Below are 15,111 nucleotides of genomic sequence, written 5' to 3'. Positions count from 1 at the left end.
TCTCTCAAAGAGGCTAGAGAACCTAGCGGGGGAGAGCGGAACCTAGTCTAGATACCGGCTCACACCCCGCCACAAGCCCTCAAACCATGCAGCTTAGTCCTGCAGGGAGGCGTTGAACTTCTGAGCCACAATCGAACGGTGGCCGTGATCCTGAGCCTCCAGAACCAGACGACGCAGAGCCGAAGGAGCCTCGGGGTTCGCCTCCAGCCAACGCTGAGCCAACGCAACGGAGGGGTTACCCTCAACACCCAGACCCTCGGTGGAGCCGGTGTTGTACGGAGCCTTCGGGTACAGGCCACGCACAATGCGGGTCGCCATACCAATCGAACGGGACGCCCAAATGGGCAGCAGAGCCTCAAAATAGGAGTCGTAGTAGGACTCACGCAGCTCAACCGGACCGCGAGCAAAACCGTTAATGGTCGAAGCCAGAGCGTCGTTCGACAGCGACTCGTCTTCCATGATGGTCTTGTATGCGGCAGCCTTACGCTCAGCAGAGGGCAGAGCAGCAACCGCGTACGCGTAACCATTCGAAGAAATCGAGGAGGGGCTGTACTTCGCCGCACGGTCCAGATCCTCAACGGTCACCAGGTCACGGCTTGCGAGCGCACCCAGTGCACTCCAACCCAGGTTCTGGTCGTAAGGAATGCCGGTTGCGTCAGCAATATCGCCGGTGGTGTCTTCGAAAGCACCGCGGGCAATATCGCGGCAGAGCTCTTCACCCTTGGTCGCGTTGGTGGAGACCGAAATCAGGGCGCGCAGCAGAATCAGCTGCTCGTCGGAGCCGGGCTTAGCCTGTGCCAGTGCGGCTGCGAATGCGTCATAGAGAGCGTCATAGAGGCGCTCGCGGCCGGTGGGTGCGGAGAAGGTTGCGATAGCGACCTGTGCGTTGTTGACCATGGTGCCCAGCAGGGATGCGCTCGGTTCCTTGGAGACGTTGCGGACGACTGCGTCGACGTAGGTGGTGACGGGCAGGCGTGCATCGCGCACGTTCTCCCAGAGGGAGCCCCAGATGAGGCCGCGGGAGAGCGCGGATTCGAGGGTGGAGACACCTTCGATAGCTGCCTGCAGGCCGTCTTCGTCGGTCAGAGCAACCTTGGCGTAGGTGTGGTCTTCTGCGTTAAGCATGAGCAGGTCAGCTTCGCCAACGAGCTTCTTCTGCTCGTCGGTGAGCTCCACGCGGTGCTCGGAGACGGGCTCTGCCGGGTACTCGAGGGAGAGCAGGCCGGTGGAGGTGAGCTTGCCGTCGGTCAGCGCGAAGGTTTCCAGCTTTGCAACGTGGGGGCGGCCCAGACCTGCGGGCTGCTGTGCGGGCAGTTCCTGAGTGAGGATCAGGTCGGTGAGCTGGCCGTCTTCGCCGTAGACGCGCTTGGTGCCCAGTGCGGACACGCCGGAGGTCTGCAGCCATGCGTTAGCCCATGCCTGCATGTCGCGGCCGGACACCTCGTTGAGTACCTGCAGGAAGTCGTTCAGGGAGGTGTTGCCCCACTCGAAGCGCTTGAAGTACACGCGTGCTGCCTCGATGAAGGTGTCGAAGCCGACGTAGGCGACCAGCTGCTTGAGCACGGATGCGCCCTTTGCGTAGGTGATGCCGTCGAAGTTCTGCGATGCTGCTTCCAGGTGGGGGATGTCAGCGACGATGGGGTGGGTGGTGGGCAGCTGGTCCTGCATGTATGCCCATGCCTTGCGGTTGTTTGCGAAGGTGACCCATGCGTCGTTAAAGTTGTTGGCTTCCTTAGCGCCGAGGGTGCCCATGAAGTCTGCGAAGGATTCCTTGAGCCACAGGTCGTCCCACCACTTCATGGTGACGAGGTCGCCGAACCACATGTGTGCCATTTCGTGGCAGATGGTGTTGGTACGGCCTTCGAGGTCGTCCTCGGTTGCGCCGGAGACGAAGATGTAGTCTTCGGTGAAGGTGACCAGGCCGGGGTTCTCCATTGCGCCGATGTTGTATTCGGGCACGAATGCCTGCTCGTACTTGGGGTACGGGTAGGGGTAGTCGAAGAGGTCCTGGAAGAAGTCCAGGCCGTTTTCGGTGACCTTGAAGATGTGGTCGTAGTCGAAGTGCGGCTTGAGGGACTGGCGGCAGTAGACGACCAGGGGAATGTCACCGCTGTTGACTTTGCTCTTGGGCTTGTAGGTGGTGGTTGCGGTGAAGTATTCGCCGGCAACGATTGCGGTGATGTAGGTGGAGATCTTTGCGGTGGGGGAGAAGACTCGCTTGGTGATGGAGTCGTCGGTGGGGTCTACGACCTGGCTTTCGAGTACGCCGTTGGAGCTGACGACCCAGTCCTTGGGCGCGGTGATGCGGAAGTTGAAGACTGCCTTCAGGTCGGGCTGCTCGAAGTTCGGGAAGACTCGGCGGCAGTCGGAGGGCTCGTACTGGGTGTACAGGTAGACGCGACCGTCGGAGGGGTCGAAGTAGCGGTGCATACCTTCGCCGGAGCGGGAGTAGTAGGAGCGACCGTGAATGGTGAGCACGTTTTCTGCCTGCAGGTTGGGCAGGGTGATGCGTGCGCCGTTGACGACATCAGCCAGGGTCAGTTCGGTGCCGTTGAGCTTAACGGAGTCGACGCTGTGGTGGATGTAGTCGATGAAGGTTTCTGCACCGGGGGTGTTGCAGGAGAATCGGACGGTGGTGACGGTGGGGTAGGACTCGAATTCGGGGTCCTTGGCGTTAGTCAGGTCGACATGCACGTCGTAGGTGTCGACACTGATGAGAGCCGAACGTTCTGCGGCTTCTTCGCGGGAGAGGTTCTCATTATTCATGCTCTTTATTCTAGTCGTTATGACCGAAAATATGGCAGTTGAGTGGGCGTGCCGGTCATATTACTTACGGTGCGAGAAGATCGCCGGGGGTGTGGGGAACCAACCAACCTATAATGTGTGATGCAGAACATACTCTTTCGATTTGCGGAGTATCCAGAAAGCCCGTATAGTATTACGTGTTGCTTCGAACGGCACCGAAAGGAAAACGTTCGAAAGTCACCTGCGCGGGTGGCGGAATAGGCAGACGCGCTAGCTTGAGGTGCTAGTCCTCGTATTAGAGGGTGGGGGTTCAAGTCCCCCCTCGCGCACAGATAATCCCCGGTTCTTTGGAACCGGGGATTTTTGTATGCCCGGTAGAGTATGCCCGGTAAAAAGTACACAAAAAAGTAGTGGGGTGAGGCTCCTTGATAGGAGCCTCACCCCACACTAGCTACGCTAAGGAAGCTAGAAGAACAGCTGCATCAGCTGAAACTGAACGAATCAGTATCATGCAGTCTCACTCGAAGAGATTACTCAGCCAGACGCTCCGGGTCGGTGGTGACCAGAATCTTCACAGCGGTCTCGTTGTGGTGAATCAGGGTGTCGAAGCCCTTGTCAATCAGGTCTTCCACAGCGATCTTGCCGGTGATGAAGGGCTTCAGGTCAATCTTGCCGGACTCAACGAGCTTAATGGTCTCGGGGTGGGAGTTCACGTATGCGATGGTGCCGCGGATATCGAGCTCCTTGAGCACAACCTTCTGAACATCCAGGGATGCGGGCTTACCCCAAATGGAGACGATGACGACCTTACCGGTGGGCTTGAGGGCATCCAGAATCAGGTCCAGTGCGGGCTGAACGGAGGTGCACTCGAACGCGATGTCAGCGCCACGGCCGTCGGTCAGCTTGTGAATCTCAGCCAGAACGTCAACCTCAGCGGGGGAGAAAGCGTAGTCAGCAACGCCGGAGTCCAGAGCCTTCTGGCGGCGCAGCGGGGACAGCTCAGAGATGATGACCTTAGCGCCCTTAGCCTTCAGAACTGCGGAGGTCAGCAGACCGATGGGGCCAGCACCGGTAACCAGTGCGAATGCGCCCTCTTCGAACTCGCCTGCACGCTCAACAGCGTGGTAGCCAACGCTCAGGGGCTCAATCAGTGCAGCCTCGTCCAGGGGAATGGTGTTGGGGATCTTGTGAACCCAGCGGCGCTTGACAGCAACCTTCTCGGACAGACCGCCACCGCGACCTGCCAGGCCGATGAAGTTCATGTCCTTGGAAAGGTGGTAGTCCTTGGAGTCGGGGCCGGTGTAAACGTCATCGCGAATGATGTAGGGCTCGACAACAACGTGGTCGCCAACCTCAAGGTCGTCTACGCCTTCGCCCAGTGCCTCAACAACACCGGAGAATTCGTGACCGAGGGTGACGGGGGAGTCCTCACCAGAAATGGGGTGGGGGTGACCGTGCTGGGGGCAGAAGATGGGGCCGTCGAGGTATTCGTGCAGGTCGGTACCGCAAATGCCGCACCAGGCGACCTTGACCAGAACCTCGCCCGCAGCGGCTTCGGGTGCGGGGATGTCTTCAATGCGGATGTCGTTACGGTCGTAGAAGCGTGCTGCCTTCATGGGATGGAGCTCCTTAGCGTGGTTATGGCGCTCACTGCGGTGTGTGCTTGCCGGTACGGTTCGCATCCATGGGTCTGTCACGGTATTGACAGAGGCCCAAACGACATGGTTTGGACCGGTTGTGAACTGTCCTGCCGGCATTCGCATCGCTAGCGCCGGATGGTGACGGGTGCGGCTGGATTGTCGCTCCCTTGTGCTTAACGCTACTCCAATGAATCAAAGATTCCTAGGATATATACAAAATTTCTTTTATGTGACACAAATTTCTTTTTGGGTGTTTTCGACTCCATCACGCCCGACCCTCTAGCGCCCGGCGAGCGCAGACGGTAGCGTAGAAGCATGACTGACGCGAACGCACAGGGCACCGCCGCCCACACCCAGCCCACTTCCGACAACTCCGGTCGAACGGTACCGAACCGACCCGCCGCAACAACCCGCCACTACGACGCACCCGATGCCGATTGCGTGCGCGGTAGCGAGTATTCCGAGATCCTTGCCCTTGAAACTGAGCAGCGTAAGCGTGCCGCTGAGCACCGCCGCAAGCGCGGACACAAGCACCCCGACCATGCGCATCCCGAGCAGGAACGTAGTCACGGCAAGCATCACGGGCACCGCCTCGACGATGACAGCGGACTGGCGCATATTCGCCGCGACCTCGCCGAATCAGTCGCCACTCGCGCGGATTCTCTGACCGCAATTCTCAAGGCGATTCACGCGCATCCCGAGACTGCCTACGAGGAGTATTTTGCCTCCCGCACGCTCGTTGACGCCGTCCGCGAAGCCCACCCGAACCTTAGCGTCGAGTACCCCGCCTTCGGGCTGGATACTGCCTTTAAGGTGGAGCTCGCCAGCGCCGACTACGACCCCGCCAAGCACCGCACCATCGCGATTCTCTCCGAATATGACGCACTGCCGGGCATCGGTCACGGCTGCGGCCACAACGTCATTGCGGTATCCGGACTGGGCGCTTTCCTTGCCCTGGCGGATGCGCTCGCCACCGACCCCGAGGCGTTCAGCGGCAGGGTCCTCTACTACGGAACGCCCGCTGAAGAGTCCGATGCCGGTAAGGAGCTGATGGCGCGCGCCGGTGCGTTCGAGCGGGTGGATGCCGCCATTATGGTGCACCCCTACTTTATGGATGTGGCTGATCAGGCGTGGTTGGGCCGCCGCGAATGCCGCGTGACTTATAGGGGCGTGAGTGCGCACGCGTCCTCGCACCCGTTTATGGGTCGTAACGCCCTGGATGCGGCGAATCTGGCGTATCAGGGTTTGGGTTTGTTGCGTCAGCAGATTCCCGGCTCTGATCGTATTCACGCGATTATTGATCACGGCGGGGACGCCCCGAACCTGATTCCTGCTACCGCGAGCCTGCACATTAATATCCGTTCTAAGCACGCGCCGACTCTGCGTGCTCTGTCGCGACGAGTTGAGGAGGTGTTGCGCGGTGCGGCGCTCATGGCTGGCGTGAGTGCGGAGGTGACGTGGGATTCTTCGCCGATGACCATGCCAGTGCGCACGAACCGCCCGTTGCTCAAGCGTTGGGTTTCGGCTCAGCGATCGGTGGGTCGCCACCCGTACCCGCCCGGCACGGTCAGCGACACCCTGGCGGCTTCTACTGATTTCGGTAATGTGAGCCTGCGCGTGCCCGGTATTCACCCGCTGATTCAGATTGCGCCCGAAGGTACCGGTATGCACACGGTGGAGTTCGCGCACTGTGCGGACACTCCGGCGGCGGCGGATGCTGCTTTGGATGCGTCGTTCGGTTTGGCTTCTGTGGCTTTGGATTTCCTGATTGACGACAAGTTGGCGCAGGCGGTTCGTGCTGATTTTGAGGCTTCCGGCGGTGCCGTGGATGTTGAGGGCTACTTTAGTGATATGTGAGAGCGACATGTGAGCTTGCTCAAAAGGTCAGAAGGTCATTATTTGGTTTTATGAGTGAAAAACACCCCTAATAGCCCATAAAGTCACCAGCACCCATCGAAAAAAGCAAAATAACCCAACACAAAACGCAGAATCTGCGGCATAATAGAAAGTAACGAAGCAAGCTCACCGGGGAAGGACGCCCATCCAAGGAAATTCAACCCCGAGGCACACACCCGCTTCCTAATAAACCCCGCGAGAATCCTCTCGCACCACACGGATAACTCTCACGAAAAGAGGGCATACAGCAATGAACGGTGTCAACAACCCCACCAAGCTCGGCGTCATCGGTGCAGGCGGCGTCGGTAGCGCAACCGCATACGCAGCTATGGTCCGCGGCTCCGCAGACGAAATTGTCCTGTACGACATCGACGGCAAGCGCGCACACGCTGAAGCACTGGACATCGCACACGGCGCAATGTTCGCACACGAAGCAACCGTAACCGGTGGCGACGACATCGAACTGCTGCGCGACTGCGACATGGTCATCATCACCGCTGGTGCTCGCCAGAAGCCCGGCCAGCCCCGTCTCGAACTGGCAGGCGCAAACGTCGCAATCCTCGAGAAGCTGCTGCCGAACATTCTGTCCGTAGCACCCAACGCGATTATCATGCTCGTCACCAACCCCTGTGACGTTCTCACCGTTGTGGCCCAGAAGATTACCGGCCTGCCCGCAAACCGCGTGCTGTCCTCCGGTACCGTTCTGGACTCCTCCCGCCTGCGTTGGCTGATTGCTAACAAGGCTGGCGTCTCCATCAAGAGCGTTCACGCAAACGTTGTTGGTGAGCACGGCGACTCCGAGTTCCCCGTCTGGTCCGCAGCAAACATCGGCATGGTTCCCCTGACCGAGTGGGAGCAGGACGGCAAGCCTGTCTTCACCGAAGAGGTCCGTGCAGAGCTCGCAACCGAAGCTATGCGCGCAGCATACAAGGTCATCGAGGGCAAGGGTTCCACCAACTACGCAATCGGTATCTCCGGCGCACGTATCGCTGAGGCATTCCTCGGCGGCCAGAACGCAGTGCTGCCCGTCTCCACCACCATTGCAGGCGAGCTGTACGGCTTCAAGGACGTTGCACTGTCCCTGCCCACCATCGTCAACCGTGAGGGCATCCAGCGCGTGCTCGAGGTTCCCATGAACGAGGCTGAGCTGGCACAGCTGAAGGCATCCGCTGAGGCAATCCGCGCATCCGCAGCATCCCTGGGCTTCTAAAACCCCGGCTTCTCATTCTCTCGGGCTCAACCCGTAAGAAGCAAACATTCAGTAGGTGCAGCGTCAAGCTGAGCTAACCGACAGAAGAACCCGCCGCACCCGGCACCCGCCTCTTGAGGGGTAGGGGACCTGGGGACGGCGGGTTCGCTGTGTCTGTAAGGTTTTTATGCGGGGTTTGATGCGCCGCGTGCTGCTTGGCTTGACCAATCTGGCTTGCCGAGCCTGACTCGACCAACCTGGGCTTACCGCTCTGGCTTTGGTGTTCTCTTCACGCCACCGAATTTACCCGCTGATTTACCTGCCGCACCCGTTCATAGTTCCGCGTTTAAACCGCCGCATGACCGCCCGGCGCACACCATCGGCCTGTAGGTAGTAGAATAAATGGCATGAGCATTGATCCTCGCACCGAACTCACCCGCCTCCTTGACGCGCTGGAGGCGCACCTGACCGCCGTCGTAAACCGAACCGGCGAGCACGACCCCGCCGTCGATGAGGCGTACGTAGAAATCGCCAACGCCTTCGAAGCCTACGAAGATGCCCTCTTCGAGGCTCACAACGAGGTCACCCCCTTGAGCGTCTACGGCGATGAAGACGAGGACGACCTTGAAGAAATCCTCGACGATGAAGACGACATCGACGACGATATCGAGTACGAGGACTAACTAGCGCCTCGACTATACGTTACGGACCGACCCCTGACCGGTACCCCCTATGCGGGGTAACGAGGCAGGGGTCGAACCGTACCCGCAACACCTGCCCTCAGCATCTACTGAGCATCCACCACGCACCCACAGAGCATGTACCGAGAACGGAGACACCCGTGAGCGAACCCCGCACCTGGCGCGACGCCGCCCTCATCCTCCGCACCCAAAAACTCGGCGAAACCGACCGCATCATCATCATGCTCACCCGCGACGGCGGAATCACCCACGCCGTCGCCAAAGCCGTACGCAAACCCACCTCCAAATTCGGTGGACGACTCGAACCGTTCATGCACACCGACCTGTCCTTCAGTCGCGGCAGAACCAACCTGCACACCATCACCCAGGCGGCAACCCTGCACGCCTACACCGCACCGATTATGGCGAACTACGATGCGTACACGTGCGCCTCCACCATCGCCGAACTGGCGGAAGCACTCACCAAAGACACCGACAGCACCGCCGATATCTACACCCTGACCCACGGGGCGCTTGCCGCGCTCGCGCACGGCCAACATGTGCCGCAGAGGATTCTGACCCGCTACCTGGCGCGCAGCATGAACGCCGCCGGCTGGCCGCTCATCGGTGAAAACTGCACCCGATGCGGCAACCCGCTTGTCAGCGCTGATAGTCAGAGCGATAACCGAGCAGACAGTAGCACCCCCGGCGCTACAGGCGGAAGCGGCAGATACATTGCCTTCCACACCGCCCACACCTACGGGCACCACACCATCCTCTGCCCCCAATGCGCACCCGCCACCGACACGCCTCTGACCGGCCTGCGTGCCGAAGAGCTCGGCTATGCGCTCGCCACCGCATCGGCGGATCCGCGCGCCTGGGCAACTATCGACGCAGCACCCGTGCCGGTCGCCTCCAAAATTCTGGGACTCTACCTGAAAACCACCCAGAACCTGCTCGAACACCCCCTGAAAACGGCGAGCGCCCTCGAAGCGGAGATCCCTGCACCGTAAAACCGACGCAGTAAAGAACCGCCCGCATAGTTTAGATGCACGCGGATGCGTCAAACATGGGCCAACCAGGACGCAAAATAACCCCCGAAGCACCCGCCCCTGCGCGCTGTGTCACGGTAAAATAGCTAACAGCACGCCAGCGTTTATTTCTGGCGCATATCTAGGCAAACGACCCCGGGGGAGAACCCCGCCAGGGAAGAAAGGCACACATGGCACGCACCCAGCCCGTACCTCCGCCCGCGCACCCCACCGGGGTAACCCCGCCGCCGATCCCGAAGAAGTTCATTCCGCAGCACGTCGCCGTCGTCATGGACGGTAACGGACGCTGGGCGAACGAACGCGGCCTGCCCCGCACCGAGGGCCACCGTGCCGGCGAGGCGGCACTGCTGGACGTTGTCGCGGGCGCTATCGAAATGGGCATCCCGTACGTGACCGCCTACGCGTTCTCCACCGAAAACTGGAAGCGCTCACCCAGCGAAGTCGCGTTCATCATGCGTTTCTCCACCGAGGTGCTGCAGCGTCAGCTGGCAACCCTCAAGACCTGGGGTGTGCGCATCCGCTGGGCTGGCCGCCGACCCAAGCTGTGGAAGAACGTCATCGAAGAGCTCGAACACTGCGAGCGCGAAACCATCGATAACACTGTCTGCACCCTCACCATGTGCGTGAACTACGGCGGCCGCGCAGAAATCGCCGACGCGGCGGCTGCTATCGCAGCGGACGCTGTGGCGGGCAAGATTAAGCCCGGCAACATTACCGAAAAGACCATCCAGAAGTACCTGGACGAGCCCGACCTGCCCGACGTTGACCTGTTCCTGCGTTCCTCCGGTGAGCAGCGCATCTCGAACTTCCTGCTGTGGCAGAGCGCCTACGCTGAGATGATTTTCATGAACGTGCTCTGGCCCGACGTTGACCGCCGCACCCTCTGGGAAGCTGTCGAAGAGTATGCGCGCCGCGACCGCCGCTACGGTGGCGCTGTTGACGCCGTTGCCAACGACAAGTAGCGGCCCGGCATACAGTCCCGGCTCATAGCCCCATAAACCACCCACACCCTCCAACCTTAGGGAGAACAAATGCGCATCTACCCGACCTTCTTCAACATCTTCTTCAAGGGCATGGACCCCGAGAAGGCACACCACGTCGGCTTCTGGGGCGTTCAGACCCTGCGCAACGTCGGCATCACCCGCGCGCTGCGCAAGTACTTCCAGCCCGCCCCCGAACTGGCAACCACCGTCATGGGCATTACTTTCCCCTCGCCGTTCGGCCTGGCTGCAGGCTTCGACAAGGGCGGTAAGGGCATTGCCGCGCTGGCTGGTATCGGCTTCGGCCACGTCGAGATCGGCACCATCACCGGTCAGGCGCAGCCCGGTAACCCGCAGCCGCGCCTCTTCCGCCTCGTGGAAGATAAGGCGGTTATCAACCGCATGGGCTTCAACAATGACGGTGCCGCAGCGGCTGGCCCGCGTGTTGCTGCCGCCCGCGCAGACCTCGAAACCGAATACCGCGGCGCTGTACGCCCGGTCATCGGCGTGAACATTGGCAAGACCAAGGTCGTCGAGCTTGAGAACGCTATCGAGGACTACCTGATTTCCACCCGCACCTTGGCACCGCAGGCAGACTACCTGGTCGTCAACGTTTCTTCCCCGAACACTCCGGGTCTGCGCACCCTGCAGGCTATCGAGTCGCTGCGCCCGCTGCTTGCCGCCGTGCGTGAGGAGGCAGACCGCGTATGCCCCAACCGCCACGTACCGCTGACCGTGAAGATCGCACCGGACCTGGTCGATGAGGACGTTATCGAGGTGGCAGCCCTCGCTAAGGAGCTGAAGCTGGACGGCATTATCGCCACCAACACCACCATCGCCCGCGAGGGTCTGGGTCTGACCAGCGACATGACCAAGGTTAAGGAAATTGGTGCCGGCGGCCTCTCCGGTGCACCGCTGAAGCCCCGCTCCCTGGAGGTGCTACGCCTGCTCAAGCGCGAAATCGGTGACGACCTCGCGATTATCTCCGTTGGCGGCGTGACCACCGCTAAGGATGTGCAGGAGCGCCTGGACGCTGGCGCTGACCTGGTGCAGGGCTACACTGCGTTCCTGTATGAGGGCCCGCTCTGGGCGGCACACATTAACCGTGGCCTGGTGAAGTTGCGCCGCGCTCGCCGCTAGAAGGTTTGCAGGCGGGAGCGTTATGCTTCCCGGCGCGCTGACTTGGCGTGCTGACTTGGCGTGCTGACTCTGCGTGCTGAAAGGGGGCACCGTTCTCTACCCGTAGGAGGTGGAGGCGGTGCCCCTTTTGCGTGCCCTCTATTCCGCCGAAAAGCCACATGTGTTTCGAAAAGCCACCAAAGAAGTAGCTTTTCGAAACACATGTGGCTTCTGAGCACGCATAGTTATTTGATGCATAAAGCATTGAATTGTTCGAATGGTGATGATTTGTTGCTATTACACTCATTGCAAAGCAAACGACTGTAAATATGCGGTAGGGTTTTATATGTAGCGTCCCGTGATGCATTGTTGCGTCTGCCGGGTACGCTGTGCGGCTGGGTTCTTCCGGCGGTCAGTAATGACCATTTTTACCAGCCTGACAAGTGCATACACGCCATCACCGACGATAGGAGCGCACCGTCATGGAGCCTCGTACCTTCCTTTACCGTAGCCAAATTCCTCGCCGTACCCTGCTGGGTAGCGGCGCACTTGTGGGCCTTGGCGCCCTGCTTGCGGCGTGTGGCCAGCAGGCTTCTAACGAGGCAGCAGCCACCGCAACTGCCGCACCAAGCGAATCGGCATCTACTTCTGCTGCGGCATCTGAATCTGCATCAGCTTCAGCAACCCCCTCTACTGTCCGAGGCTACTCTGGCGGTTCCAAGGCGCCGGATGGGGAATACCGCCCTGCTGATAAGTACGGTCCGGCACAGAATGTACCGAAGCCTAACGTTCCGGAGGACGGCTACAACGAAAAGTCTTTGGAGGGCATGCGCAAGACAATGGATGCCTGGATTTTGTGGGCAAATTACGGCACTCAAACTGGCGATTACTCGATGGCTCGCAAGTTCATCTCGCCAAATTTCAAACGTGAATTGGAAGAGTATAAAAATGCAGAAGAGCTTTATCAAAGCGGTGGATGGATTATTGGTGGAATCGACCATTTTCTAGCCGATGGAAACCCTTGGTCCGAAGACGGTGAAACCTACTTCTGGAAAGCCTATCGCGAATGGGATCGTGAGATTTTTGTTGAGCCTGATGGGAGCTGGGTTAGCTGGACCAATGACGACAAAACTGACGATACCTTCAAATTTGAGCTGAAGCATGATGGTCAGAAATGGGAAATTATGGGCTACGAAAGTGTGGATAAGTAATTATAAAAAAGTTCCTGCAGGATTCTGATGCGTTGAGTCGCCGTGCAGTGTTGAGTGGCGTTACTTTCTTTGGTGCATCCGCTCTGTTTGCGGCGTGCAGCCAGCAGGCTTCTATCAGGGCAAGCGCTTCGGCTTCGTCGATCGCTGCTAAAAGGTGTACAGGCGGGGCTTCAAGCTCCCCGACGTGCTGACTCGGCGCACTGAAAGGGGGGCACCGTTCTCTACCCGTTGGGGTGGATGTGGTGCTCTCTTTTGCATGCCTACTCAACGTGTAAGGGATGGTTGTGCTGAGATCTGAGGGGAGGAGACCTGAAGCTTTACTTGAGATTCTGTTGACGTTTGGTGTGTTGTGGATTGCACCCTGACCTGGAGCGATAGTACTATCAGAGTGGTGCAGCACCGACGATTGCACCACCACACTACACATTCAAAGGAGATTGAAATGTCAAAAATGCTCATTGATGACATTATAAATCAATTTAGAATTCTTTTTGATAAAGATATAGAACCCGGTGAAGAAGGCGAGAAGGTTTTTGAAAAACTTATTGCCTATTTGATGACTTGTAAATATGCCTCAGATTATAATTTTGATATACAAGATATTTGCTCTGGTCAAAGTAAAGGCACCCCAGGGAGTGAAAGGTCAATTGATTCAGCGGCTGTAATTATTGATGGGATCGTTGTTCCTAACGTTGAGTATCTTGAAGAAAAATATAAAGATTTTGGCAATATGATGGAAGTGTCATACGTTTTTACACAGTCAAAATACTCTGATAAATATTCGGATATCTTGGGGAATCACAGCAAGTTTATTTCTGGGGTATGTTCAATTCTGGAATCTGAAAAACTTCCGGAGGGAGTAACCCCTTCACTTCGTAATTTTGCTGAAATTAAGAACGTTATAGAAAGTGGAAAGATAAATATAGATGGAAAGGTGAAAAAATTACCCTTTGGAAAGAACATTAATGTATATACCTGCTATGCAGTTGCTGCAAGTGAAAAAAATAAAAATGATAGCCTAGAGGGGGCAAAGGAGCAGATTGCGCAGAATATTAGAAACCTTGAAAAAGTGGGAGAATATTCTGTGCATGATACCCTATTTGCTGGTAGTGAAACAATTCGCAGTATTTATGAGGATATTTTTATTGGATCTACGGCAGAGTTTTACAAGGGTACGCTGAAGTCCTTTGAGGAAAGTAATAATATATCAAGGCACGGTATTAATAAAATATATACAGGATACCTATCTCTTGGGGAATACCTGAATATAATTCATGACGAATCTGGGAATCTTAAAGGTGGGATTTTCAGTGAAAATGTTCGAGGGTATCTAGATACTGCAAATATTAATAAATCAATTAAAGACTCTCTTCGTAATGGAAGGAATCAAGGCAATACGAAAACGGAGGAAGATCGAAGGATTGGTCGAGATCTTTTCTTCGCAATGAATAACGGAATTACGATTATTGCTAAAAATCTCGAGGAGCCCAAGGGCTCGGCCACCCTCATGCGTATTAGGGGCTATCAGATTGTCAATGGGTGTCAGACGAGTCACATACTTCATGAATATTACACGGAATTAAAAAATAAGTTAAAAGATTTGCAAAAAAAAGTTCCTATAGAATATCTTGACAAGGATGAGACAGGTATTATGAAGAGTATCTATAAGGCTATGAAGTCGGGAGAAAATCTCGGTGAAGATTGGATAGAGAATCTTACTTCAAATATTGAAAACCTTAAAGAGCATCAAGCATTTATTAAAGATGTGGAGTCTTCTATTTGCATTCCAATTAGAATAATTCACACGCAAAATGATGATGTTATTGATATGATTATTTCATCTACTAACACTCAAAATCCCGTCAATGACTTGGTTCTTTCCTCGCGCTCTTCATTTAATAAAGAGCTGGAATATTATTTTAAAAACAAAAACCAAGGGGTTTTGGTCTACGAAAGAAGGAAGAATCAATATCTCAATTCAATTGGATCTTTTAAGCATAAAATCGGTGTCGTTGAGTTAATGAAATCGTTTGCAAGCATCTATCTCAACCGTCCCCATGATAGTGCTCGATACTATGGGAAGCTCAGCAAGCTAGCAACGCGCGACAATCCGGGTATATTTTCCGAGATCCATAACTGTGAGTCTTACTATCTCGCTGCACGAATTTATGTTGATTTGGATGATTGGCTGAGGAATCAAAAGATTCTCACTGAGTATAAGCGCAATCGATGGCATCTTATGTATGCGGTATCTAGAATAATCCAACGGGATTTGTATTCGAAGAAAAATATTTCTATTCTGGATGATGTTACTAATCATGGTAACCTGCGGAAGATGAAAAATCTTCTCGAGGTGTATCTTAAAGAGTTTGAAAATGGATTCACGGACCTTGAAGAAGTTTTTTGTGAATCAAAAGATGTTATTGATGAGGCAATTGAAACCATTCATAATGCCGGAGTCGAGCGAAATGAAATAAATAAGAGTCCGGATTTTGCTAAGCAGATTGATGCAATTTTGGCAAGATAGAATTGCTACAATATATGGCGTACCTCGAAACTGTTGAAGATTCGGGGTACGCCATATATTTATATCCGATAT

General features: G+C 56.2%; 10 protein-coding genes and 1 tRNA gene. 9 read left to right on the top strand and 2 right to left on the bottom strand.

What is annotated here, in order from left to right; all coding sequences use genetic code 11:
* Positions 1–93: 93 nt before the first annotated feature.
* Complete coding sequence (gene pepN / locus HMPREF2919_RS05135; RefSeq protein ID WP_070666618.1) at positions 94–2,766, bottom strand: aminopeptidase N; 2,673 nt, start codon at positions 2,764–2,766, stop codon at positions 94–96.
* A gap of 222 nt (positions 2,767–2,988) precedes the next feature.
* Between pepN and HMPREF2919_RS05130 the strand changes: the two genes are divergently transcribed.
* Positions 2,989–3,074, top strand: a tRNA-Leu gene (locus tag HMPREF2919_RS05130).
* Between the two features lie 201 nt (positions 3,075–3,275).
* On the opposite strand, the gene HMPREF2919_RS05125 is transcribed toward HMPREF2919_RS05130, so the two are convergent.
* Positions 3,276–4,361 carry a 2,3-butanediol dehydrogenase gene (locus tag HMPREF2919_RS05125; protein WP_049341248.1) on the bottom strand — a complete coding sequence of 362 codons (1,086 nt, stop codon included), beginning with the start codon at positions 4,359–4,361 and terminating at the stop codon, positions 3,276–3,278.
* Between the two features lie 339 nt (positions 4,362–4,700).
* Between HMPREF2919_RS05125 and HMPREF2919_RS05120 the strand changes: the two genes are divergently transcribed.
* From HMPREF2919_RS05120 to HMPREF2919_RS05085, 8 genes are all read left to right on the top strand, one after another.
* Positions 4,701–6,242, top strand: a complete 1,542-nt coding sequence (locus HMPREF2919_RS05120) for an amidohydrolase (RefSeq protein WP_070666615.1) — start codon at positions 4,701–4,703, stop codon at positions 6,240–6,242.
* Between the two features lie 289 nt (positions 6,243–6,531).
* Complete coding sequence (locus tag HMPREF2919_RS05115) at positions 6,532–7,491, top strand: L-lactate dehydrogenase (protein WP_012903553.1); 960 nt, start codon at positions 6,532–6,534, stop codon at positions 7,489–7,491.
* A 386-nt stretch (positions 7,492–7,877) separates the two neighbouring features.
* Entirely contained in the window at positions 7,878–8,153 is a 276-nt protein-coding gene (locus HMPREF2919_RS05110; protein WP_049353093.1) for a hypothetical protein, read from the top strand.
* Positions 8,154–8,311: 158 nt separating this feature from the next.
* Entirely contained in the window at positions 8,312–9,163 is an 852-nt protein-coding gene (gene recO / locus HMPREF2919_RS05105) for a DNA repair protein RecO (protein ID WP_044150452.1), read from the top strand.
* Between the two features lie 209 nt (positions 9,164–9,372).
* Complete coding sequence (locus tag HMPREF2919_RS05100) at positions 9,373–10,164, top strand: isoprenyl transferase (protein WP_070666612.1); 792 nt, start codon at positions 9,373–9,375, stop codon at positions 10,162–10,164.
* 69 nt (positions 10,165–10,233) lie between these two features.
* The gene (locus HMPREF2919_RS05095; RefSeq protein ID WP_049353091.1) at positions 10,234–11,322 is read left to right on the top strand and encodes a quinone-dependent dihydroorotate dehydrogenase; all 1,089 of its coding nucleotides are present in this window, start codon (positions 10,234–10,236) and stop codon (positions 11,320–11,322) included.
* A 461-nt stretch (positions 11,323–11,783) separates the two neighbouring features.
* The gene (locus HMPREF2919_RS05090) at positions 11,784–12,512 is read left to right on the top strand and encodes a DUF6318 family protein (protein WP_049353090.1); all 729 of its coding nucleotides are present in this window, start codon (positions 11,784–11,786) and stop codon (positions 12,510–12,512) included.
* 442 nt (positions 12,513–12,954) lie between these two features.
* Positions 12,955–15,039: an AIPR family protein gene (locus tag HMPREF2919_RS05085; protein WP_049353089.1), complete on the top strand. Its 2,085-nt coding sequence runs from the start codon at positions 12,955–12,957 to the stop codon at positions 15,037–15,039.
* The last annotated feature ends 72 nt before the right edge of the window (positions 15,040–15,111 follow it).

Origin of the sequence: Rothia sp. HMSC068E02 (assembly GCF_001813565.1) — a bacterium.
Classification (GTDB): domain Bacteria; phylum Actinomycetota; class Actinomycetes; order Actinomycetales; family Micrococcaceae; genus Rothia.
The sequence above is the reverse complement of the archived record's forward strand: the minus strand, read 5'-3'. Positions and strand labels throughout refer to the sequence as shown.